Raw genomic sequence first — 18,015 nt, 5'->3', positions numbered from 1 at the left:
GAGGGGGCCGGGGCGACCGTGCCCGTCCCCTCCACCGCGTCACGCCAGCAGCTCGCCCTCGATCACCGTCACCGCCCGGCCGCCCAGCAGCGTGCGCTCGCCGCGCAGCTCCGTGCGGACTCGGCCGGAGCGGGGCGAGGCCTGGAGCCCGGTGAGGTCCGGGCGACCGAGGCGCCGGGACCAGTAGGGGGCGAGGGCCGTGTGGGCGCTGCCGGTGACCGGGTCCTCGTCGATGCCGACGTTCGGGAAGAAGCACCGGGAGACGTAGTCGTAGCCGCGGGAGGGATCCTCCGCACGGGCGGTGGCGATGATGCCACGCTCGGAGTGCGCGGCCAGGGCCTTGTGGTCCGGGGTCAGACCGCGGACGGTCTTCTCGTCGGCCACCTCGACCAGCAGGTCCCCGAGGTTCGGCCCGGTGTCGAGGACCGCGCGGGGCTCGGCGCCCAGGGCTTCGGCGACCCCCGCCGGGGCGTCGACCGGAGTGAGCGGTGCGGTCGGGAAGTCCAGGGTGATCGAGCCGTCCTCGCCCGGTGACGCGACGAGGACCCCGCTGTGCGTGGCGAACCGCACCGGGCCCTCGTGGGCGCCGGTGGCGCGCAGGACGTGTGCCGTGGCGAGCGTCGCGTGGCCGCACATCGCCACCTCGGTGGCCGGCGTGAACCAGCGCAGCGCCCAGTCGGCGTCGCCGCCCTCGGGCAGCCGGTGGGCGAAGGCGGTCTCGGCGTGGTTGACCTCCAGGGCGATGTTCTGGAGCCGGTCGTCGTCCGGGAAGGCGTCGAGGAGCAGGACGCCCGCGGGGTTGCCGGCGAAGGCGCGGTCGGTGAAGGCGTCGACGATTCGGATGCGCATGCCCCGACGCTAGACGCCCGCCGAAGCCGTGGACCAAGGCCAATCCGCAAGTTCTGGACCGATGCTTGCCAGTCGATAGCTTCCGATATATCGTTGAAGCATCGCGAACAGTTCGCGACAGATCAACGACTGACAATGACCGAGTGGGAGTGATCGCGATGCACAAGCACGGATACGAGCACGGACACGGTGGACACGGCCGCGCGCACGGCGGTTTCGGCGGCCGGGGTGGCCGGGGTGGTTTCGAGGGCTTCGAGGGATACGACGGCCGCCGTGCCGCCTTCGGCCCCTTCGGCCCGGGCGGTCCCGGCGGAGGCCCCGGCGGCCCCTTCGGGCCCGGGTTCGGTCACGGAGGTCCCTGGGGCGGCCGGGGTCGCGGCGGACCCAGGGGCAGGGCCCGGCGCGGAGACGTACGGGCGTCGATCCTGGCCCTGCTGAAGGACCGCCCGATGCACGGCTACGAGATGATCCAGGAGATCGCCGAGCGCAGCGGCGGGGCGTGGAAGCCCAGCCCCGGCTCGGTGTACCCGACCCTCCAGCTGCTGGAGGACGAGGGCCTGATCGCCAGCGAGAGCGAGGGCGGCAAGAAGCTCTTCGCGCTCACCGAGGCCGGCCGCTCCGCTGCGGAAGAGGGCCCCGAGGCACCCTGGGAGGAAGCCTCGCGGGGTGTCGACTGGGAGGCGCTGAGTGAGATCCGGCAGGCCGGCTTCGGACTGCTGGAGGCCTTCGGCCAGGTCTGGAAGACCGGCAGCAAGGAGCAGCGGGAGAAGGCGCTCGCCGTCATCGGCGACGCCCGCAAGAAGCTGTACCTGATCCTCGCCGACGAGGACTGATCGGCACACCTCGTCCGCCCCGTGCCCCGCGGAGTGATCCGCGGGGCACGGGCGGTGCGGGCGCCCTCAGCCGACCCGCCGTATCACCGCCGCGTCGAAGAGATCCCACGCGCGCGGGAAGGCGCTCTCGTCGTGGCAGTGCCACGCCTCCCAGAACAGGTCGGCGAGCAGCGCCTCCTCGGGGGCGTACACCCGGTAGACGTACTGCCTGCCGTCGACGGCGGGCAGGGCCACGAGCCAGCAGCTGCTCCTCATAGTCCTGTTGACCCGCGGAGGTACGCTTCGGTTGCCCGGGAAAGCGGCTCGGCAAGGCGGCGCGCGCCCGGCAGGGCGAAACGGCTTGATCTCATCCGTAAGGAGGAGATTCCGGCCGGGCGGGTCCACTCTGCGTGGGACGCCGAAATGCTTCCCGTCGGGGATGCCCCCCGCCCGCGGGACTGATGAGCTGGGGGAGTGCAACCCCGTATCCCCCGGCAGTCGGCCGGTGAGCAAGACGTCCGGCCCCCGGACGGTACCGACGCCGATGCCCGGTTCAGCCCGGAACTGGCGTCGGTGGTCTCGGGCGCCCGCCGCCGCGCGGTGCGGGACGGCGACCGGCAGATCGACACGGCCCACCTGCTGCACTCCCTCCTGGAGTACGACCCCGAGGCGCGTGCCGTCATCGGCGAGGGTCCGCAGCTCGCCCGGCTGCTCGGCTACCTCGTGCAGCGCAGCATCGGCTACGGCCTGCGCTGGCAGAGCACCGTGGAGGACTCCGGCGCCCTACCCGTGGTGAGCGGGGTCGCCGGCTTCTCGCCGCTGGCCGCCGCCGCCATGGAGGACGCCCGTGCGCGTGCCGCCCGGCGCGGGGCGGACCGGGCCCGCGGCGTCGACCTGCTCGCCGCCCTCGTGGCCGACCCGCAGGCGCGCGCCGTCGAGGTGCTCGGCCGCGCCGCCGTCGAACCGCGCACGGTGCTCGCCCGGGTGGCGGGCCACCTGGGCACGTCCAGCCGGTGAGACAGGTGCCATCGGGGGTGACGCTCATGTCGTCCCCTGCCATCATGTGCCGGTGCATACGTCTGACAGCGCCCGCGGCAGCAGCGGGAAGGGAGCCGGACTCGGTCTGGCGCTCGCGTCCGCCGTCGCCTTCGGCGGGTCCGGGGTCGCGGCCAAGCCGCTGATCGAGGCGGGTCTCGACCCGCTCCACGTGGTCTGGCTGCGGGTGGCCGGTGCGGCGGTGGTGATGCTGCCGCTCGCCGTGCGCCACCGCGCCCTGCTGCGCAGCCGTCCGGCGCTGCTCGCCGGTTTCGGACTGTTCGCCGTGGCCGGGGTCCAGGCCTGCTACTTCGCGGCGATCTCCCGCATCCCCGTGGGCGTCGCGCTGCTCGTCGAGTACCTGGCGCCGGCCCTGGTGCTCGGCTGGGTGCGGTTCGTGCAGCGACGGCCGGTGACGCGGGCCGCGGCGCTCGGCGTGGTCCTCGCGGTCGGCGGCCTCGCCTGCGTCGTCGAGGTCTGGTCCGGACTGCGCTTCGACGCCCTCGGGCTGCTGCTCGCGCTCGGCGCCGCCTGCTGCCAGGTCGGCTACTTCGTCCTGTCGGACCAGGGCAGCGACGCCGGCGACGAGGCGCCCGACCCGCTCGGCGTCATCGCCTACGGGCTGCTCGTCGGCGCGGCCGTGCTCACCGTGGTGGCCCGGCCCTGGTCGATGGACTGGTCGGTCCTCGGGGACACCGCCCCCATGGACGGCACCCCCGTCGCCGCCGCCCTGCTGCTCGCCTGGATCGTGTTCATCGCCACGGTCCTCGCGTACGTCACCGGTGTGGTCGCCGTGCGCCGGCTGTCACCCCAGGTCGCCGGCGTCGTGGCCTGCCTCGAAGCGGTCGTCGCCACCGTGCTGGCCTGGGTGCTGCTGGGCGAGCACCTCTCCGCCCCGCAGATCGCCGGCGGCGTCGTCGTCCTGGTGGGCGCCTTCATCGCCCAGTCGTCCACACCCGCCAAGGGCTCCGCCGACCCGGTGGCGAGCGGCGGGCCGGAAAGGGAGTTGTCCGGTCGGAGGACGGCGACCTAGAGTGCGGATCATGCACTTCGACACACTCGTCCTTCCGCCTCCGGCCGCCTGAGGCGGGCCCTTTGACCAGCCCGGCGCGCTGTCGCCGGGCCGGACGGTGCTGCCCGCAGACGCAGTCCCCGCGCCCCCGGTCGTTCCGGGGCCGCTCACCACTCCCGCGCCTCGTGCGCGTCTGCGGAGAGAAACGTGTCGAATGCCGTTGCCGGCCTGCCCGTCGGGCGTGGCCTCCTCTATCTGATCGTCGCCGGTGTCGCCTGGGGCACCGCTGGTGCCGCCGCCTCGCTTGTCTACCGGGCCAGCGACATGGGGCCGGTCACCCTGTCGTTCTGGCGCTGCGCGATCGGGCTGCTCCTGCTGCTCGCCGCCCGCCCGTTGAGTCCCCGCCGCGAGCGCACCGCCGTGCGCGAGCCGTTCGCCCGCAAGGCACTGCGCGCCGTCGTCACCGGCGTCGGCCTCGCGGTGTTCCAGACCGCCTACTTCGCCGCGGTGCAGTCCACCGGCCTCGCGGTGGCCACCGTGGTCACGCTCGGCGCCGGCCCGGTGCTGATCGCGCTCGGCGCGCGTCTCGCTCTCGGGGAACACCTGGGCCTCGGCGGAGTCGCGGCCGTGGCCGGGGCGCTCGCCGGGCTGGTGGTCCTCGTCCTCGGCGGCGGAGGAACCACCGTGCGGCTGTCCGGAGTGCTCCTCGCCCTGCTGTCCGCGGCCGGGTACTCGGTGATGACCCTGCTCACGCGCTGGTGGGGACGCGACGGCGGCGCGGACGCGGCCAGTACGTCCGTCGGCGCGTTCGCCGTGACCAGCCTGTGCCTGCTGCCGCTCGCCCTGGCGGAGGGCCTGGTGCCGCACACCGCGGACCCGGTCCGTCTCGTGTGGCTCCTGGTGTACGTCGCGGCCGTGCCGACCGCCCTGGCCTACGGGCTCTACTTCGCCGGCGCGGCCGTCGTCCGGTCCGCCACCGTCTCCGTGATCATGCTTCTGGAGCCGGTCAGCGCGGCGGCGCTCGCCGTCCTGCTGCTCGGCGAGCACCTCACCGCGGCGACCCTGGCCGGCACGCTGCTGATGCTCGGCTCGGTGGCGGGGCTCGCGGTGGCGGAGACCCGGGCGGCGAGGACGCGACCGGCGCCGGCGTGACGCCGGGGCCTCGGCAGGGAGTTCCGCCGAGGGGACTCCCTACCGCCCGGCCGAAGGCGCGAGATAGTCCGGCAGCCCGGTGCCCGGGTCCAGGCCGGGGTCGGCGACCGGGGCGTCGTAGCCCTTGCGCAGCGGGACGAGGCCGGCCCAGTGCGGGAGGGCGAGGTCCTCGGGCTCGTCGTTCACGCCGCCGGTGCGGAGCTTGGCGGAGACCTCGTTCAGGTCGAGGCGGATCACGGCGGTGGCGGCCAGCTCCTTCTTGTTGGCCGGCCGGGAGTCCCGGGAGCGGCCGGGCACGACGTGGTCGACCAGGGCGTCCAGGGCCATGCGCTTCTCCTCCGGGTCCGCCACGTCGTACGCGGTGCCGTGCACCACCACCGACCGGTAGTTCATCGAGTGGTGGAAGGCCGAGCGGGCCAGCACCAGCGCGTCCACGTGCGTCACCGTCAGGCAGACCGGCAGCCCCGGGTCGGCCGCGCCCGTCATCCGCAGCGGGCGCGAGCCCGTCGAACCGTGCACGTAGAGCCGCTCGCCGACCCGGCCGTAGAGCGTCGGCAGCACCACCGGGGCGCCGTCGCGGACGAAGCCGAGATGGCAGACGCAGCCCTCGTCGAGTATCGAGTGCACCAGCTCCTTGTCGTAGGAGGCCCGCTCGGAGGAGCGGGTCGGGACGGTGCGGTCGGTGGGCGGGTAGGCGGTACCGGGCTGCGACGGTGTGTGCGTCCGCGTGGACCCCTGCATGGCGCTCTCCATTGCACTAGTGCATAATTGGCTTTGTGCTAGGAGAGTATCGGATCACTGGACGGGGCGCAGCGGAGATTTCCGCCAGTGTCGAGCGCGCGGTGGCCTCCGGGGAGCTGGAGCCGGGGCAATCACTGCCGCCGATGCGGGAGTTGGCCGAGCGCCTGGGTGTGAACCCGAACACCGTCGCCGCCGCCTACCGCACCCTGCGCGAGCGCGGGGTCATCGAGACGGCCGGGCGGCGGGGCAGCAGGGTGCGCGCGAAGCCGGCCACCACCGGACGCGAGTTCATCCGGGTCGATGTGCCGCAGGGTGTGCGGGACGTCTCCGAAGGCAACCCGGACCCGGCGCTGCTGCCCGCGCTGGGCCCGGCGTTCGCCGCGGCGGCCGAGCAGGGCGACCGGGAACCGGTGCTGTACGGGAGTTCGCCCGTGGAGGCGGACCTGATGCGCCTCGCACGTGCCGAACTCGACGCCGACGGGGTGCCGGACGGGCCCGTGGCCGTCACGTCCGGATCGCTGGACGCCATGGAGCGGGTCCTGGCGGCCCACCTCAGGCCGGGCGACGCCGTCGCCGTCGAGGACCCGGGCTGGGGCAGTCTCCTCGATCTGGTCCCGGCGCTCGGCCTGCGCACGGTCGCCGTCGGCGTCGACGACGAGGGACCGCTGGCCGGCGACGTGCACCGCGTCCTGGCGGCCGGCGCGCGCGCCCTGATCGTCACGGACCGCGCGCAGAACCCCACGGGCGCCGCGCTGAGCGCCGCACGCGCGCGGGACCTGAGTGCCGTACTGCGCCGGCACCCGGGGACGCTGCTGATCGAGGACGACCACGGCCACCGCATCGTCGACCTGCCCCTGCACCCACTCGCCGGTACGACGCACCACTGGGCCTTCGTCCGCTCCGCCGCCAAGGCCTACGGACCCGATCTGCGCCTCGCCGTGCTCACCGGGGACACCCTCACGCTGGACCGGGTGCGCGGCCGGCAGCGGCTGGGCCCCGGCTGGGTCAGTCGCATCACCCAGCGTGCCGTGGCCCGGCTGTGGGCGGACGGCTCGGTGGACACGCCGGCCGTGGCGGCGGCGTACGGACGGCGCAGGCAGGCGCTGCTCGGCGCGCTCGCCGACCGGGGGATCACCGCGTACGGGCGCAGCGGCATGAACGTATGGGTCCCGGTGCCGGACGAGACCGGCGCCGTCGCCCGGCTGTTGCAGGCCGGCTGGGCCGTCGCCCCCGGCGCCCGCTTCCGCGTGAGCGCGCCGCCCGCAGTCCGCATCACCGTCTCCACCCTGAGGGAGGGGGACGTCGGACCGCTGGCGGACGCGGTCGCGTCGGCCGTGGGGCCGGGGCCGGGGTGGCTGCGCAGCCAGGTCTGAGGCGCGCGGCCGCCCGTGCCGTCCGGGACCGGCGGCCGCTGAGGCCGTCCGCGGCCCGCCGGTGCCCCGCCTTCCGCCGCTCAGGTCGCCGACGCCCGCTGGCGTTCCCGCGTCCGCCCGCCCCGCTCACCGGTCGCGGCGGTCATCGTCGGCCGTTCACCGGCGTCCGCGGCCTTCCTCGGCCGTGCCTGGGTCAGGGCGGCGCCCGCCAGGACGATCACCGCGCCGACCGGCGTCGACCAGGACAGGGACTCGCCGAGGAGCACGACGCCCGCGGCCGTGGCGATGACGGGCGTGAAGTACGTGACCATCTGGGCCGTCGTCGGGCCGACCTCGGCGACCAGGTCGTACTGGATCAGGAAGGCGAGCCCGGTGCCGAGGGTGCCCAGGGCCGCGACCGCCAGCAGCGGCACGACCGGGAAGCTGGTGGGCATCGAGGTGAACAGGGGTGTCACGATGGCCAGTTGCAATGTGGCCAGGCCCAGCTGGGCGCCGGTCAGCGAGAGGTGGGAGTGGCTGGAGCCGGCCAGCGTGCGGCGGACGTAGATCCAGCCGACCGGATAGCTGAGTGAGGCCAGCAGTGCCAGCGCGGTGCCCGTGACGTCGAGGCCGTGGAAGCCCTGCCAGACCCCCAGCACCGTCAGGACGCCGAGGAAGCCGATGCCGAGGCCCGCCACCCGGCGCCGGGTCGGCCGGTCCTCCGACAGGGCGACCAGCGACAGGGCCATGCCCCACAGCGGCGAGGTCGCGTTGCAGATGCCCGCCAGGGACGACGGAATGGTGAGTTCCGAGAAGGCGAACAGGGAGAACGGCAGCGCGTTCAGCAGGAAGCCGGCGACCGCCAGATGCACCCAGGTCCGCACCCCGCGCGGCAGCCGCTCCCGCTTCACCGCCATCGCCACGGCCACCACCGCGGCACCGGACGCCAGCCGCCCCAGCGTGACCTGGAACGGGGCGAAAGCCTCGGTCCCCACCTTCATGAAGAGGAAGCTGAAACCCCACACGAGGGAAAGGAGCCCGAAGCGCAGTCGCCAGTCGAAGACGCGCCGGACCGCGGGGGAGGAAGTAGCGCCGCTGCTCATGCGGTCAACGATGGGACAGACATCCTCGTAGCACAACCGAGATTTCGCACCCGATATCTCGTAGCATTACTTACATGTTGAACCTGGAGCGCCTGCGCACCCTAGACGCCCTGGCCCGGCACGGATCGGTCAGCGGTGCCGCCGCCGGTCTGCACATCACCACCTCCGCCGTATCCCAGCAGATGGCCAAGCTGGAGCGCGAGGCCGGACAGCGGCTGCTCGCCAAGAACGGGCGCGGCGTACGGCTCACGGACGCGGGCCGGCTGCTCGCCGAGCACGCGGCCCGCATCCTCTCCCAGGTGGAGCTGGCCCAGGCCGACCTGGAGGCGCAGCGCGGGCAGGTGGCGGGCGAGCTGCGGATCGCGGCGTTCCCGACGGCCGCCCGCGGGCTCTTCCCCGCCGCCCTGGCCGCCCTGCGCGCCGAGCACGCCGCGCTGCGCATCCGCTCCTGTGAGCTGGAGCCGGAGCGCGGCGTCAGCGGCGTGGTGCGCGGCGACCTGGACCTGGCCGTCGTGCTCGACTGGTACAACAAGCCGATGCCGCTGCCCGACGGCCTGGTCAAGGCGCCGCTCCTGGACGACCCGGCCGACGTGGCCCTGCCCTCCGGCCACCGGCTCGCGGACCGGGCGGAGGTGGACCTCGCCGAGTTCGCCGAAGACGAGTGGATCACGTGGGGGGAGGGCGAGTTCTGCCACGAGTGGCTGATGTTCACGCTGCGCTCGAAGGGCATCGAGCCGATCATCGGCCACCGCGCCGCCGAGACCCACACCCAGCTCGGCCTGGTCGCCGCGGGGCTCGGCGTGTGCATCGCTCCGCTGCTCGGCCGTCATCCCATGCCGGACGGCGTCCTCACCGTGCCGCTCAGGCAGCGAGTGCGCCGGCACGTGTACGTGGTCTGGCGCGCGGACGCCGACCGCCGCCCGTCGATCCGGGCGGCGGTCCAGGCGCTGCGGGCGGCGGCGGGACGGCTCGGCTGACGGGCCCCGCCGGGCGCCTACCGGGACGCCAGCTTGCGGAAGTCCCAGGAGACGACCTTCTCGGGCGTCAGCCGCAGCCAGGCGTGACGGCCGTCGTGCGGCATCTCCTCCAGACGGAAGTTCTTGCGGGCGAACAGCGTCTCCGGGAAGTCGAGTTCGGCGCACAGCTCGCCCGTGCGCGGCGCCTCGCCCACGAACTCCACCCGGCCGGACAGCTCCGCGCCCCGCAACTCGTCGTACTCCTCGCCGGTGTCGACCACGATCGCCGCCCTGGGGTCGCGCCGCAGATCGACCCAGCGCCGGCTGCGCACCACCGAGTACAGCCACATGGAGGAGCCGTCCCAGACGAACCAGAGCGTGCTCACGTGCGGGGCGCCGTCGGCCGACACCGTGGCCACGCGGCAGGTGCGCTGGGTGGTGAGGAAGGCGTCCAGTTCGCCGGGCGTCATCATGATCTTCCGGCCCCGGCGCTGGGGGACGGTCATCCGGCCAGCCGGATCGAGTCCCCACTCACCGTGATCTGCACGGCCGGCAGCGGTTTGGGCGCCGGGCCGCCCTGCACACTGCCGTCGGTGATCGAGAAGTTGCTGTTGTGGCAGGGGCAGTTGATGACGCCGTCGGACACGCTCTTCACGGCGCACCCCTGGTGCGTGCAGGTGGCGGAGAACGCCTTGAACTCGCCCGCCGTCGGCTGTGTCACCACCACCTTCTGGTCGGCGAAGACCTTGCCGCCGCCCTCGGGGATGTCCGCGGTGGCCGCGAGCGCGGCTCCGGCGTCCTCGCCGCCCGCGCCCTCGGAGGCGGGCGGCGCGGCGGCGCCGCTGTCGTCCGACGCGTCGTCGCCGGAGCCCGAGCACGCGGTCAGCGCGACGGCGAGCCCCGCCGCTCCGGCCGCCGCCACGACGGTACGACGGGCCGGTCCTGCGGGGTGGAACGGTGCGCTGGTCATGCTGGGTTTCCTTCCGGGTGGACGCGTGATGATCTGCCGAGAGGTACGGCCCCGGGGCACATGCTGTTCAGACCGTGCCGAGATGCTGTCGCGCCGGCGGTCGGACGGGCGTAAAACACGGCTGTCGTTTCGCTGTCGGCCCGTCCGTCACCGCGTCGTGCCGGTGTCCGGCGGCCGGGCGTCCGTCCCGCCGAAACGGTCCCACGCACGCCCCCCGAGCTGCTCGATGCCGTGGTTGAGCTCGACCGTCTGCGTGCGGAACCGCTGGGTCCGTTCGGCGCTCCAGCCCGCCGACTCCATCAGCCGGGCGGCTCCCGCCCGGCTGATGGCCCGGTCCGCCGCCGGCCGTTCCAGGCCGAGCGGGATGGGCCGGAACGTGCGCGCGCCTCATGTGCCGGTCGCCTCCTTCTGCTCCGTCGTCCGTGCCGTTGTCCCTTCCTCCGGATCCGCTCCACCAGTGTTCACCGCGGGGGCGCCCCTTCGACTCCGGCGCCGGTCTGAACGGCCGGCCGAACCAGGCCTCGTACTCCGCGGCGAAGGAGGTGATCCGTGGTCTGCGCCGGGTCGCCGCCAGCGACTGGGCCCAGCACGACATCCGGGTCAACGTGGTCTGTGCGACGGCCCTGACCGCAGGCGTCGCCGCATGGGCCGGGGCCGGTTCCGAGCGGCAAGCCCGGTCCGCCGCTTCGGTGCCGCTGGGCCGCTCCGGCGGCCTCGACCGGGACGTCGTTCCCATTGTGGGCTTCTTCGTGGGCGACGACGCGCGGTACATGGCGGGGCGGACGGTCATGGTCGGCAGCTCGCGGGACACCGGCCGTGCTCCGCGGCGGAGATCGCACCCGGTTACTATGCACACTTCATGCCAGAAGCCGGAAGCGCAGGCGGACGGCCATGGAAAGCGCGTCCAAAGGGACAGGTTGGCTCCGGAAATGCTGAGACACGTCACCGCCACCCGCTACATCACGCCCCTGCGTGAGGGCGGCTCGCTCCCGGGACTGGTCGAGGCCGACGACCTCGGGACGTACGTCCTGAAGTTCACCGGCGCCGGGCAGGGGCGCAAGACGCTCGTCGCCGAGGTGGTCTGCGGGGAACTCGCCCGCAAACTGGGCTTCCGGGTGCCGCGGCTGGTGACGGTCGGCCTCGACCCCGTGCTCGGGCTCGGCGAACCCGACCAGCAGGTACAGGAACTGCTCAAGTCGAGCGGCGGCACCAACCTCGGCATGGACTTCCTCTCCGGTGCCCTCGGCTTCGACCCGCTCGCCTTCGAGGTCGGCGCCGAGGAGGCCGGGCGGATCGTGTGGTTCGACGCGCTGGTGAACAACGTCGACCGGTCCTGGCGCAACCCCAACCTGCTGCGGTGGCAGGGCGAGGTCTGGCTGGTCGACCACGGCGCGACCATGATCTGGCACCACAACTGGCCCGGCGCCGAGGCCTCCGCCGCCCGGCCCTACGACGCCTCGGACCACGCCCTCGCCCGCTTCGCCCCGGACGTCCGCTCGGCCGCCGACGCGCTCGCCCCTCTGGTCACCGAGGAACTCCTCGCCGAGGTCACAGCTGGGATCCCGGACGTCTGGCTGCTGGACGAACCCGGTTTCGCGACCGCCGACGACCTGCGCCGCGCCTACGCACGACCCCTGATCGAGCGGGCCGCGACCATCCACGAGCGCATCAGGACCGAGGGGGACCGGTGAGCGACCGCCACGTCTACGAGTACGCGCTGCTGCGGGTCGTCCCCCGCGTCGAGCGCGGGGAGTGCGTCAACGCCGGAGTGCTCGTGTACTGCCGGGCCAGGTCCTACGTCGGTGTCCGCACCCACCTCGACGAGAACCGGCTGCTGGCCCTGGACCCGCACGTGGACCTGCCCGGCGTCCGCGCCGCGCTCCGGGCCGTCGAGGGCGTCTGCGCCGGCGGGGACGCGGCGGGGCAGGCGGCCGGCGACGACCCGGGGCGCCGTTTCCGCTGGCTGATCGCGCCCCGTTCCACGATCGTCCAGCCCGGCCCCGTCCACACCGGCCTCACCGGCGATCCGGCGGCCGAGACGGAACGGCTCCTCGGACTGCTGGTGCGGTAGGCGGCCCGCCTGCCGGGGGACGGTCAGACGTGACGGCGGCGCCGGAGGACGAGGGCGGCGGCGATCGCCACGCTCGCCACGCCGGTCAGGCCGATGCCGATGTCCCTGCCGCTGGGGCCCGTGCCCGAGGCTCCGCCCAGTCCGCCCTGGGTACCGAGCGTCGGGGTGACGGCAGGCGAGCTCGCGGGACCCGGCACGGCCGTGGTCGGTGCGGACGTGGGGGCCGGGGTGGTGGGGGTGGGACGAGGCTTGGAGGTCGCGGAGATGGTCGGGGGCGCGTCCCTGCGCGGCAGCGCCCCACCGGCCGCGCCGCCGCCCGCCTCCCGGGCGGCACCGGCCCCGGCCTGGTCGGTCCGGCCCTGGCCGGTCCCGGCCTGGTCGTTGCCCACCTGGCCGAACCCGGCCTGTTCGATGCCCGTGTGACCGGTGCCGGTCTGGCCGGTCCAGCCCTCTTCGGCGCTGTCCTGGCCGAATCCGCCCTCACCGTTCCCGCCCTGGTCCGGGCGGTACTCCTCCAGCCCCGTCTCGTCGGGGCGGTATTCCTCGAGACCGCCGTCGCCGGGTCGGCCCGTGCCGGCTCCGGCTTCGCCGGTCCCTCCGTCGCTCGGCGGTCCGTCGGCGAGCGCGTCGGGCGAGAGCGCGTCGGGCGAGAGTGCGTCGGGCGAGAGCGCGTCCGGCGAGAGTGCGTCGGGCGACCACAGGTCGGTGCCGCCCGGGTCGTTGTCGGAGGCGGTCCGGACCGCCTTCTGGTGGGTGAGGGTCCAGGGATCCGGGTCCTGGGCGTGTGCGGGTTCGGCCAGCGGCACGATCGCGGCGATCGCGACGGCTATGCCTGCGGCACCGGTACGACGGCGCATGGACGCCTCCTTTCCGGCCACGAATGGCTCCGCTCCGACGCTAGGCGCGCGGCGACGCGGCGGCCCGCAGCGCTGGTCCGATCGGGCGAGCGCGGCCACTGGTCCCGCGTTCGGCCGCCGGGGAATGGATCACACCGCGCCGGTGTCCCGTTGACACCGGGTGCCAGGGCTTCTAGCGTCACGTCTGCGGAAGGTACTAAGCGGTCGCTCACCCAAGGTGGGGCCGCGGAATCCCGCACGGGCCGCATCCCCAGGACGAGGAGAAGCAGCAATGTCCACCACTGAGCAGCGGGTCGCCGTCGTTACCGGAGCCGCGCGCGGCATCGGTGCCGCCACGGCCGTACGACTGGCCGCCGAAGGCCGCGCCGTCGCCGTCATCGACCTCGACGAGGCCGCCTGCAAGGACACCGTCGAGAAGATCACCGCGGCCGGCGGCAAGGCCGTCGCGATCGGCTGCGACGTCTCCGACGAGGCGCAGGTCGAGGCGGCCGTCGCCCGGATCGCCGAGGAACTGGGCGCGCCGACCATCCTCGTCAACAACGCGGGCGTGCTGCGCGACAACCTGCTGTTCAAGATGAGCGTCTCCGACTGGGACACCGTCATGAACGTGCACCTGCGCGGCGCCTTCCTGATGTCGAAGGCCTGCCAGAAGCACATGGTGGACGCCGGCTTCGGCCGCATCGTCAACCTGTCCTCGTCCTCCGCCCTCGGCAACCGCGGCCAGGTCAACTACTCCGCCGCCAAGGCCGGTCTGCAGGGCTTCACCAAGACCCTCGCCAAGGAGCTCGGCAAGTTCGGCGTCACCGCCAACGCCGTCGCCCCCGGCTTCATCGCCACCGAGATGACCAAGGCCACCGCCGACCGCGTCGGCATGGGCTTCGACGACTTCAAGGCCGCCGCCGCCACCCAGATCCCGGTCGCCCGCGTCGGCGAGCCCGACGACATCGCCAACGCCATCGCCTTCTTCACCGGTGAGGCGGCCGGATTCGTCTCCGGCCAGGTGCTGTACGTCGCCGGCGGACCGCTCGACTAGGGCACGCGGAGACCAGGGAACACCGGGATTAGGGACCACTGACATGACTGAACTCCCCGCCCTCTCCGGGAAGGTCGCGCTCGTCACCGGCGCCAGCCGCGGCATCGGCTACGGCGTCGCCGAGGCGCTCGTCGCACGCGGCGACCGCGTCTGCATCACCGGCCGCAACGAGGACACGCTGAAGGAGGCCGTCGACAAGCTCGGCGCCGACCGGGTCATCGGCGTCGCCGGCAAGGCGCACGACGAGGCTCACCAGGCCGTCGCCGTCGAGCGCACGATGGAGGCCTTCGGCCGCGTCGACTTCCTGGTCAACAACGCCGGCACCAACCCGGTCTTCGGGCCGATCGCCGACCTCGACCTGAACGTCGCGCGCAAGGTCTTCGAGACCAACGTGATCTCGGCGCTCGGCTTCGCCCAGCGCACCTGGCACGCCTGGCAGAAGGAGAACGGCGGCGCGATCGTCAACATCGCCTCCGTCGCGGGCCTGTCGCCCTCGCCCTTCATCGCCGCCTACGGCGTCAGCAAGGCCGCGCTGATCAACCTCACGGCACAGCTGGCGCACGAGTTCGCGCCGGGGGTGCGGGTCAACGCGATCGCCCCGGCGGTCGTCAAGACCAAGTTCGCCGCCGCCCTGTACGAGGGCCGCGAGGAGGAGGCCGCGGCGGGCTACCCGCTGGGCCGGCTCGGCGTGCCCTCCGACATCGGCGGTGCCACCGCCTTCCTCACCTCGGAGCAGTCCGCCTGGGTCACCGGCCAGACGCTCGTGGTCGACGGCGGCATCTTCCTCAACGCCGGCGTGGCCTGATCTCGCCCACCTCCCGCCCGCCGGGACACGTCCGGACACGGGCGCCGTCGTCGACGACGGCGCCCGTGTCCGCGTTTCGAGACCGGGGGGTCATGACAACGTAGTCATCGTCAAATGATCAAAACCCCTGTTCAGAAGGGGGTTCAGGTGGCGTGGGGCTGCGGTATGGTCTGCCGACCTTGGTACGGCGGATCGAGGAGCGTGCGCGTGTTCAACCGGAAGCGAGGCCTGCGGCGGATCGCGGCCATCGTGTCCATATCGACGCTGGTCACCGGGTGCGGCATCCTGTCGTCCGACAGTTCGCAGGACGAGGGGCCGATCGTGGTGGGCACGACCAGCGCCCCCAGCACCCTCGACCCGGCCGCCTCGTGGGACGGCTCCTGGGAGCTGTTCCGCAACGTCTACCAGACGCTCCTCAGCTACCCCAACGGTGCGACCGCGCCCGAGCCCGACGCCGCCGAGAACTGCGCGTTCACCGACTCCACGAACCAGGTGTACCGCTGCGAGCTGCGCGAGGGCCTCACCTTCTCCAACGGGGAGCCGGTGGACGCCCAGGCGGTCAAGCACTCGATCGACCGGATCAAGGACATCGACGTCAACGGCGGCCCCGCCGGACTGCTGGGCACCCTGGAGCGGGTCCAGGCGCCGAGCGAGCGGGAGGTGGTCTTCCACCTCGGCAAGCCCGACGCCACCTTCCCCTTCGTGCTCGCCACACCCGCCATGTCGATCGTCGAACCGGGCGGCTACCCGGCGGACGCCCTGCGCGAGGACGGCGGGATCATCGGCTCGGGCCCGTACACGCTCCAGTCGTACGAGGAGGGGGAGCGGGCCGAACTGGTCCGCAACGACCGCTACAAGGGCTTCGCCGACCGCCACAACGACGCGGTCACCATCCGCTACTTCGACGACTCCGCCGGCATGGTGAAGGCCCTGCGCGACGGGGACATCCACGTCACCTACCGGGGTCTCGCGGCCGACGACGTCATCACGCTGCAGGGCAGGACCAGCAAGGACGAGGGCCTCCAGCTGGTCGAGGGCAGCGGCACGGAGATCCGCTACCTCGTCTTCAACCCCGAGGACCCGTGGGCGGGCCGGAAGGAAGTGCGCCAGGCCGTCGCCCAGGTGATCGACCGGAACGCGATCGCCCACAAGATCTACCAGGACACCGTCGATCCGCTGTACTCGATGGTCCCCAAGGGCCTGACCGGCCACACCACGGGCTTCTTCGACGACTACGGCGACCCCAGCGTCGACAAGGCCGGCGAGATCCTCACCGACGCCGGCATCACCGAGCCCGTCCCGCTCACCCTCTGGTACACGAGCGACCGCTACGGCTCCGAGACGGAGCTGGAGTTCAAGGAGATCAAGCGGCAGCTCGACGCCTCGGGCCTGTTCGACATCACGCTGGAAAGCCGCCCCTGGAAGACGTACGTCACCGGATACCAGAAGGGCGAGTACCCGGTGTTCGGACGCGGCTGGTCGCCCGACTTCCCGGACGCGGAGAACTTCATCGCGCCCTTCGTCGGTGAGCAGAACGCGCTCGGGACGCCCTACCCGGCCCCGGAGATCACCGGTGAGCTGCTGCCGCGCTCACGCCGGCAGAGCGACCGGGCCAACGTGGAGAAGGACTTCGAGCGCGCGCAGCAGATCCTCGTGGACGACGTGCGGCTGCTGCCGCTGTGGCAGGGCAAGCAGTACGTGGCCACCAGCACCGACATCTCGGGTGCGGAGCGGGCCATGGACCCGTCGACGATCATGATGATGTGGCAGCTGTACCGCAAGACCAGCTGGTAGGCGCTGCCGTTCTCCCGGTGGGTGCGTCGGTTGTCAGTGGTCGCCGGTAGGTTCTTCAGGACTGGAAGCGACCGCACAGCGTAAGGAAGTTGACGTGACCGACATCGCCATGCTGCCCGAGTCCTGGCGCGAGGTGCTGGGCGGCGAACTGCAGGAGCCCTACTTCAAGGAGCTGATGGAGTTCGTCGAGGAAGAGCGGGCGAACGGCCCCGTCTACCCACCGCGCGAGGAGGTCTTCGCCGCGCTGGAGGCCACACCGTACGACCGGGTGAAGGTGCTGGTCCTCGGGCAGGACCCGTACCACGGCGAGGGCCAGGGGCACGGGCTGTGCTTCTCGGTCCGGCCGGGCGTCAAGGTCCCGCCGTCCCTGCGCAACATCTACAAGGAGATGCACGCGGAGCTGGGCACCCCGATCCCGGACAACGGCTATCTGATGCCGTGGGCGGAGCAGGGCGTCCTGCTGCTCAACGCGGTGCTCACGGTCCGGGCCGGCGAGGCGAACTCGCACAAGGCCCGGGGCTGGGAGCTGTTCACCGACGCGGTGATCCGCGCGGTGGCGAACCGGCCCGACCCGGCGGTGTTCGTCCTGTGGGGCAACTACGCGCAGAAGAAGCTGCCGCTGATCGACGAGGCGCGGCACACGGTGGTCAAGGGCGCGCACCCCTCGCCGCTGTCGGCGAAGAAGTTCTTCGGCTCCCGCCCGTTCACGCAGATCAACGAGGCGGTCGCGGCGCAGGGCCACGAGGCGATCGACTGGACCGTCCCGAATCTGGGCTGACTCGCGCGTTGCGGGCCGCCTGACCGGGATCGCCGGTATGTGCCGTTAGCGTCGTCGGGGACAGCCGACGACGGGCACGGAGGACGCGGTGGCCAAGGGACAGGAGCAGGCGGCGCCGGACGCCGTCCTGACGCGGATCGGACAGGTCGCCATGCTGCACCACGCGGGAGACCGCGAGGAGGCCCGGCTCCGGTTCCTGAGTCTGTGGGCGGAGATCGGCGAGCACGGCGACCCGCTGCACCGCTGCACCCTCGCCCATTACCTGGCCGACACCCAGGACGACCCGGGTGACGAACTGGCCTGGGACCTGCGGGCCCTGTCGGCCGCCGAGGAACTGGCGGACGCCGGGCCGGCCGACCGGGACGGGGGCGAGGACGGCGAGCTCGCCGCGCGGGCCCTCTACCCCTCGCTGCATCTGAACCTGGCCGCCGACTACGACCGCCTCGGCCACCGCGAGGCCGCCAGGCTGCACCTGCGGCGCGCCCGCACGGCCGCCGGCGCACTCTCCTTCGACCGTTACGGCGACCGTGTGCGCGCGGCGATCGACCGGCTGGCCCGGCGCCTGGCCGACGCCGGACCGCCGGCCGACGCCGGACCGCCGGGCGGCGCCGGGCCGCCCGCGGACGGGCCCGACCGTCCCGACGGGTGGTGGGGGCCGCCGCGTCAGTGGCCGTAGTCCGGCCGCAGACGCAGGT

The 18,015-nt window shown here is 73.1% G+C and carries 21 protein-coding genes and 1 pseudogene; 14 read left to right on the top strand and 8 right to left on the bottom strand.

The genetic code is table 11. From position 1 onward, the window contains the following. Positions 1-39 precede the first annotated feature (39 nt). Positions 40-849 (bottom strand): PhzF family protein, encoded by an 810-nt coding sequence (locus M6G08_RS31395; RefSeq protein ID WP_272590521.1) that lies wholly within the window; start codon positions 847-849, stop codon positions 40-42. Positions 850-1,007: 158 nt separating this feature from the next. Here M6G08_RS31395 and M6G08_RS31390 point away from each other — a divergent pair, with 158 nt between their 5' ends. After that, positions 1,008-1,682 carry a PadR family transcriptional regulator gene (locus M6G08_RS31390; RefSeq protein ID WP_272590520.1) on the top strand — a complete coding sequence of 225 codons (675 nt, stop codon included), beginning with the start codon at positions 1,008-1,010 and terminating at the stop codon, positions 1,680-1,682. Positions 1,683-1,748: 66 nt separating this feature from the next. Here the strand turns inward: M6G08_RS31390 and M6G08_RS31385 are convergent, their stop codons facing one another. After that, entirely contained in the window at positions 1,749-1,916 is a 168-nt protein-coding gene (locus M6G08_RS31385; RefSeq protein ID WP_079187802.1) for a hypothetical protein, read from the bottom strand. Between the two features lie 219 nt (positions 1,917-2,135). On the opposite strand from M6G08_RS31385, the gene M6G08_RS31380 reads away from it, so the two are divergent. From M6G08_RS31380 to M6G08_RS31370, 3 genes are all read left to right on the top strand, one after another. Next, positions 2,136-2,678 carry a Clp protease N-terminal domain-containing protein gene (locus M6G08_RS31380; RefSeq protein WP_272590518.1) on the top strand — a complete coding sequence of 181 codons (543 nt, stop codon included), beginning with the start codon at positions 2,136-2,138 and terminating at the stop codon, positions 2,676-2,678. Positions 2,679-2,724: 46 nt separating this feature from the next. Continuing rightward, entirely contained in the window at positions 2,725-3,729 is a 1,005-nt protein-coding gene (locus M6G08_RS31375) for an EamA family transporter (RefSeq protein WP_272590517.1), read from the top strand. Positions 3,730-3,915: 186 nt separating this feature from the next. Continuing rightward, a complete protein-coding gene (locus M6G08_RS31370; RefSeq protein ID WP_272590516.1) occupies positions 3,916-4,860 on the top strand; it encodes a DMT family transporter in 945 nt (314 codons plus the stop codon). A gap of 39 nt (positions 4,861-4,899) precedes the next feature. Here the strand turns inward: M6G08_RS31370 and M6G08_RS31365 are convergent, their stop codons facing one another. After that, positions 4,900-5,601, bottom strand: a complete 702-nt coding sequence (locus tag M6G08_RS31365; RefSeq protein ID WP_272590515.1) for a pyridoxamine 5'-phosphate oxidase family protein — start codon at positions 5,599-5,601, stop codon at positions 4,900-4,902. Between the two features lie 35 nt (positions 5,602-5,636). Between M6G08_RS31365 and M6G08_RS31360 the strand changes: the two genes are divergently transcribed. Continuing rightward, positions 5,637-6,974 carry an aminotransferase class I/II-fold pyridoxal phosphate-dependent enzyme gene (locus M6G08_RS31360; RefSeq protein ID WP_272590514.1) on the top strand — a complete coding sequence of 446 codons (1,338 nt, stop codon included), beginning with the start codon at positions 5,637-5,639 and terminating at the stop codon, positions 6,972-6,974. Between the two features lie 80 nt (positions 6,975-7,054). Here M6G08_RS31360 and M6G08_RS31355 read toward each other — a convergent pair whose 3' ends face one another. Continuing rightward, positions 7,055-8,056 (bottom strand): DMT family transporter, encoded by a 1,002-nt coding sequence (locus M6G08_RS31355; protein WP_272590513.1) that lies wholly within the window; start codon positions 8,054-8,056, stop codon positions 7,055-7,057. A gap of 74 nt (positions 8,057-8,130) precedes the next feature. Between M6G08_RS31355 and M6G08_RS31350 the strand changes: the two genes are divergently transcribed. Further along, positions 8,131-9,033 (top strand): LysR family transcriptional regulator, encoded by a 903-nt coding sequence (locus tag M6G08_RS31350; RefSeq protein ID WP_272590512.1) that lies wholly within the window; start codon positions 8,131-8,133, stop codon positions 9,031-9,033. 17 nt (positions 9,034-9,050) lie between these two features. Here the strand turns inward: M6G08_RS31350 and M6G08_RS31345 are convergent, their stop codons facing one another. From M6G08_RS31345 to M6G08_RS31335, 3 genes are all read right to left on the bottom strand, one after another. Next, positions 9,051-9,518 carry a pyridoxamine 5'-phosphate oxidase family protein gene (locus M6G08_RS31345; RefSeq protein ID WP_272590511.1) on the bottom strand — a complete coding sequence of 156 codons (468 nt, stop codon included), beginning with the start codon at positions 9,516-9,518 and terminating at the stop codon, positions 9,051-9,053. Continuing rightward, complete coding sequence (locus M6G08_RS31340) at positions 9,515-9,982, bottom strand: Rieske (2Fe-2S) protein (RefSeq protein WP_272590510.1); 468 nt, start codon at positions 9,980-9,982, stop codon at positions 9,515-9,517. Before M6G08_RS31340 ends, M6G08_RS31345 begins: the two co-directional genes overlap by 4 nt. Before the next feature lie 147 nt (positions 9,983-10,129). Next, the gene (locus tag M6G08_RS31335) at positions 10,130-10,282 is read right to left on the bottom strand and encodes a hypothetical protein (protein ID WP_272590509.1); all 153 of its coding nucleotides are present in this window, start codon (positions 10,280-10,282) and stop codon (positions 10,130-10,132) included. Positions 10,283-10,371: 89 nt separating this feature from the next. On the opposite strand from M6G08_RS31335, the pseudogene M6G08_RS36170 reads away from it, so the two are divergent. The 3 genes and pseudogenes from M6G08_RS36170 to M6G08_RS31325 all read left to right on the top strand — a co-directional run. After that, positions 10,372-10,764 (top strand): annotated as a pseudogene (locus M6G08_RS36170) (SDR family oxidoreductase); the annotation flags it as partial. A 147-nt stretch (positions 10,765-10,911) separates the two neighbouring features. After that, positions 10,912-11,673 (top strand): HipA family kinase, encoded by a 762-nt coding sequence (locus M6G08_RS31330; RefSeq protein WP_272590507.1) that lies wholly within the window; start codon positions 10,912-10,914, stop codon positions 11,671-11,673. Next, positions 11,670-12,053 carry a DUF3037 domain-containing protein gene (locus M6G08_RS31325; protein ID WP_272590506.1) on the top strand — a complete coding sequence of 128 codons (384 nt, stop codon included), beginning with the start codon at positions 11,670-11,672 and terminating at the stop codon, positions 12,051-12,053. The genes M6G08_RS31330 and M6G08_RS31325 overlap by 4 nt, the downstream gene beginning before the upstream one ends. 23 nt (positions 12,054-12,076) lie before the next feature. On the opposite strand, the gene M6G08_RS31320 is transcribed toward M6G08_RS31325, so the two are convergent. Continuing rightward, positions 12,077-12,910, bottom strand: a complete 834-nt coding sequence (locus M6G08_RS31320) for a hypothetical protein (RefSeq protein WP_272590505.1) — start codon at positions 12,908-12,910, stop codon at positions 12,077-12,079. A gap of 271 nt (positions 12,911-13,181) precedes the next feature. Here M6G08_RS31320 and fabG point away from each other — a divergent pair, with 271 nt between their 5' ends. The 5 genes from fabG (at position 13,182) to M6G08_RS31295 (ending at position 17,996) form a co-directional block, all read left to right on the top strand. Beyond that, the gene (fabG, locus tag M6G08_RS31315; protein WP_073731428.1) at positions 13,182-13,943 is read left to right on the top strand and encodes a 3-oxoacyl-ACP reductase FabG; all 762 of its coding nucleotides are present in this window, start codon (positions 13,182-13,184) and stop codon (positions 13,941-13,943) included. Between the two features lie 43 nt (positions 13,944-13,986). Continuing rightward, entirely contained in the window at positions 13,987-14,748 is a 762-nt protein-coding gene (locus M6G08_RS31310) for an SDR family oxidoreductase (RefSeq protein WP_272590504.1), read from the top strand. 207 nt (positions 14,749-14,955) lie between these two features. Continuing rightward, positions 14,956-16,542: an ABC transporter substrate-binding protein gene (locus M6G08_RS31305; RefSeq protein WP_272590503.1), complete on the top strand. Its 1,587-nt coding sequence runs from the start codon at positions 14,956-14,958 to the stop codon at positions 16,540-16,542. A gap of 94 nt (positions 16,543-16,636) precedes the next feature. After that, on the top strand, positions 16,637-17,320 hold the full coding sequence (gene ung, locus M6G08_RS31300; protein ID WP_272590502.1) for a uracil-DNA glycosylase: 684 nt from the start codon (positions 16,637-16,639) through the stop codon (positions 17,318-17,320). Positions 17,321-17,408: 88 nt separating this feature from the next. Beyond that, positions 17,409-17,996 (top strand): hypothetical protein, encoded by a 588-nt coding sequence (locus M6G08_RS31295; RefSeq protein WP_272590501.1) that lies wholly within the window; start codon positions 17,409-17,411, stop codon positions 17,994-17,996. The last annotated feature ends 19 nt before the right edge of the window (positions 17,997-18,015 follow it).

This window comes from Streptomyces sp. M92 (assembly GCF_028473745.1).
GTDB lineage: Bacteria > Actinomycetota > Actinomycetes > Streptomycetales > Streptomycetaceae > Streptomyces.
Note: the sequence above shows the minus strand (reverse complement) of the source record. Positions and strands in the feature narration are given on the sequence as shown.

What these genes read in the sequence shown, in the direction of transcription:
- M6G08_RS31395 (WP_272590521.1), bottom strand. Translation starts at nt 849, where the DNA reads ATGCGCATCCGAATCGTCGACGCCTTCACCGACCGCGCCTTCGCCGGC.
- M6G08_RS31390 (WP_272590520.1), top strand. Translation starts at nt 1,008, where the DNA reads ATGCACAAGCACGGATACGAGCACGGACACGGTGGACACGGCCGCGCG.
- M6G08_RS31365 (WP_272590515.1), bottom strand. Translation starts at nt 5,601, where the DNA reads ATGCAGGGGTCCACGCGGACGCACACACCGTCGCAGCCCGGTACCGCC.
- M6G08_RS31355 (WP_272590513.1), bottom strand. Translation starts at nt 8,056, where the DNA reads ATGAGCAGCGGCGCTACTTCCTCCCCCGCGGTCCGGCGCGTCTTCGAC.
- M6G08_RS31350 (WP_272590512.1), top strand. Translation starts at nt 8,131, where the DNA reads ATGTTGAACCTGGAGCGCCTGCGCACCCTAGACGCCCTGGCCCGGCAC.
- M6G08_RS31345 (WP_272590511.1), bottom strand. Translation starts at nt 9,518, where the DNA reads ATGACCGTCCCCCAGCGCCGGGGCCGGAAGATCATGATGACGCCCGGC.
- M6G08_RS31340 (WP_272590510.1), bottom strand. Translation starts at nt 9,982, where the DNA reads ATGACCAGCGCACCGTTCCACCCCGCAGGACCGGCCCGTCGTACCGTC.
- M6G08_RS31335 (WP_272590509.1), bottom strand. Translation starts at nt 10,282, where the DNA reads ATGGAGTCGGCGGGCTGGAGCGCCGAACGGACCCAGCGGTTCCGCACG.
- M6G08_RS31330 (WP_272590507.1), top strand. Translation starts at nt 10,912, where the DNA reads ATGCTGAGACACGTCACCGCCACCCGCTACATCACGCCCCTGCGTGAG.
- M6G08_RS31320 (WP_272590505.1), bottom strand. Translation starts at nt 12,910, where the DNA reads ATGCGCCGTCGTACCGGTGCCGCAGGCATAGCCGTCGCGATCGCCGCG.
- fabG (WP_073731428.1), top strand. Translation starts at nt 13,182, where the DNA reads ATGTCCACCACTGAGCAGCGGGTCGCCGTCGTTACCGGAGCCGCGCGC.
- M6G08_RS31310 (WP_272590504.1), top strand. Translation starts at nt 13,987, where the DNA reads ATGACTGAACTCCCCGCCCTCTCCGGGAAGGTCGCGCTCGTCACCGGC.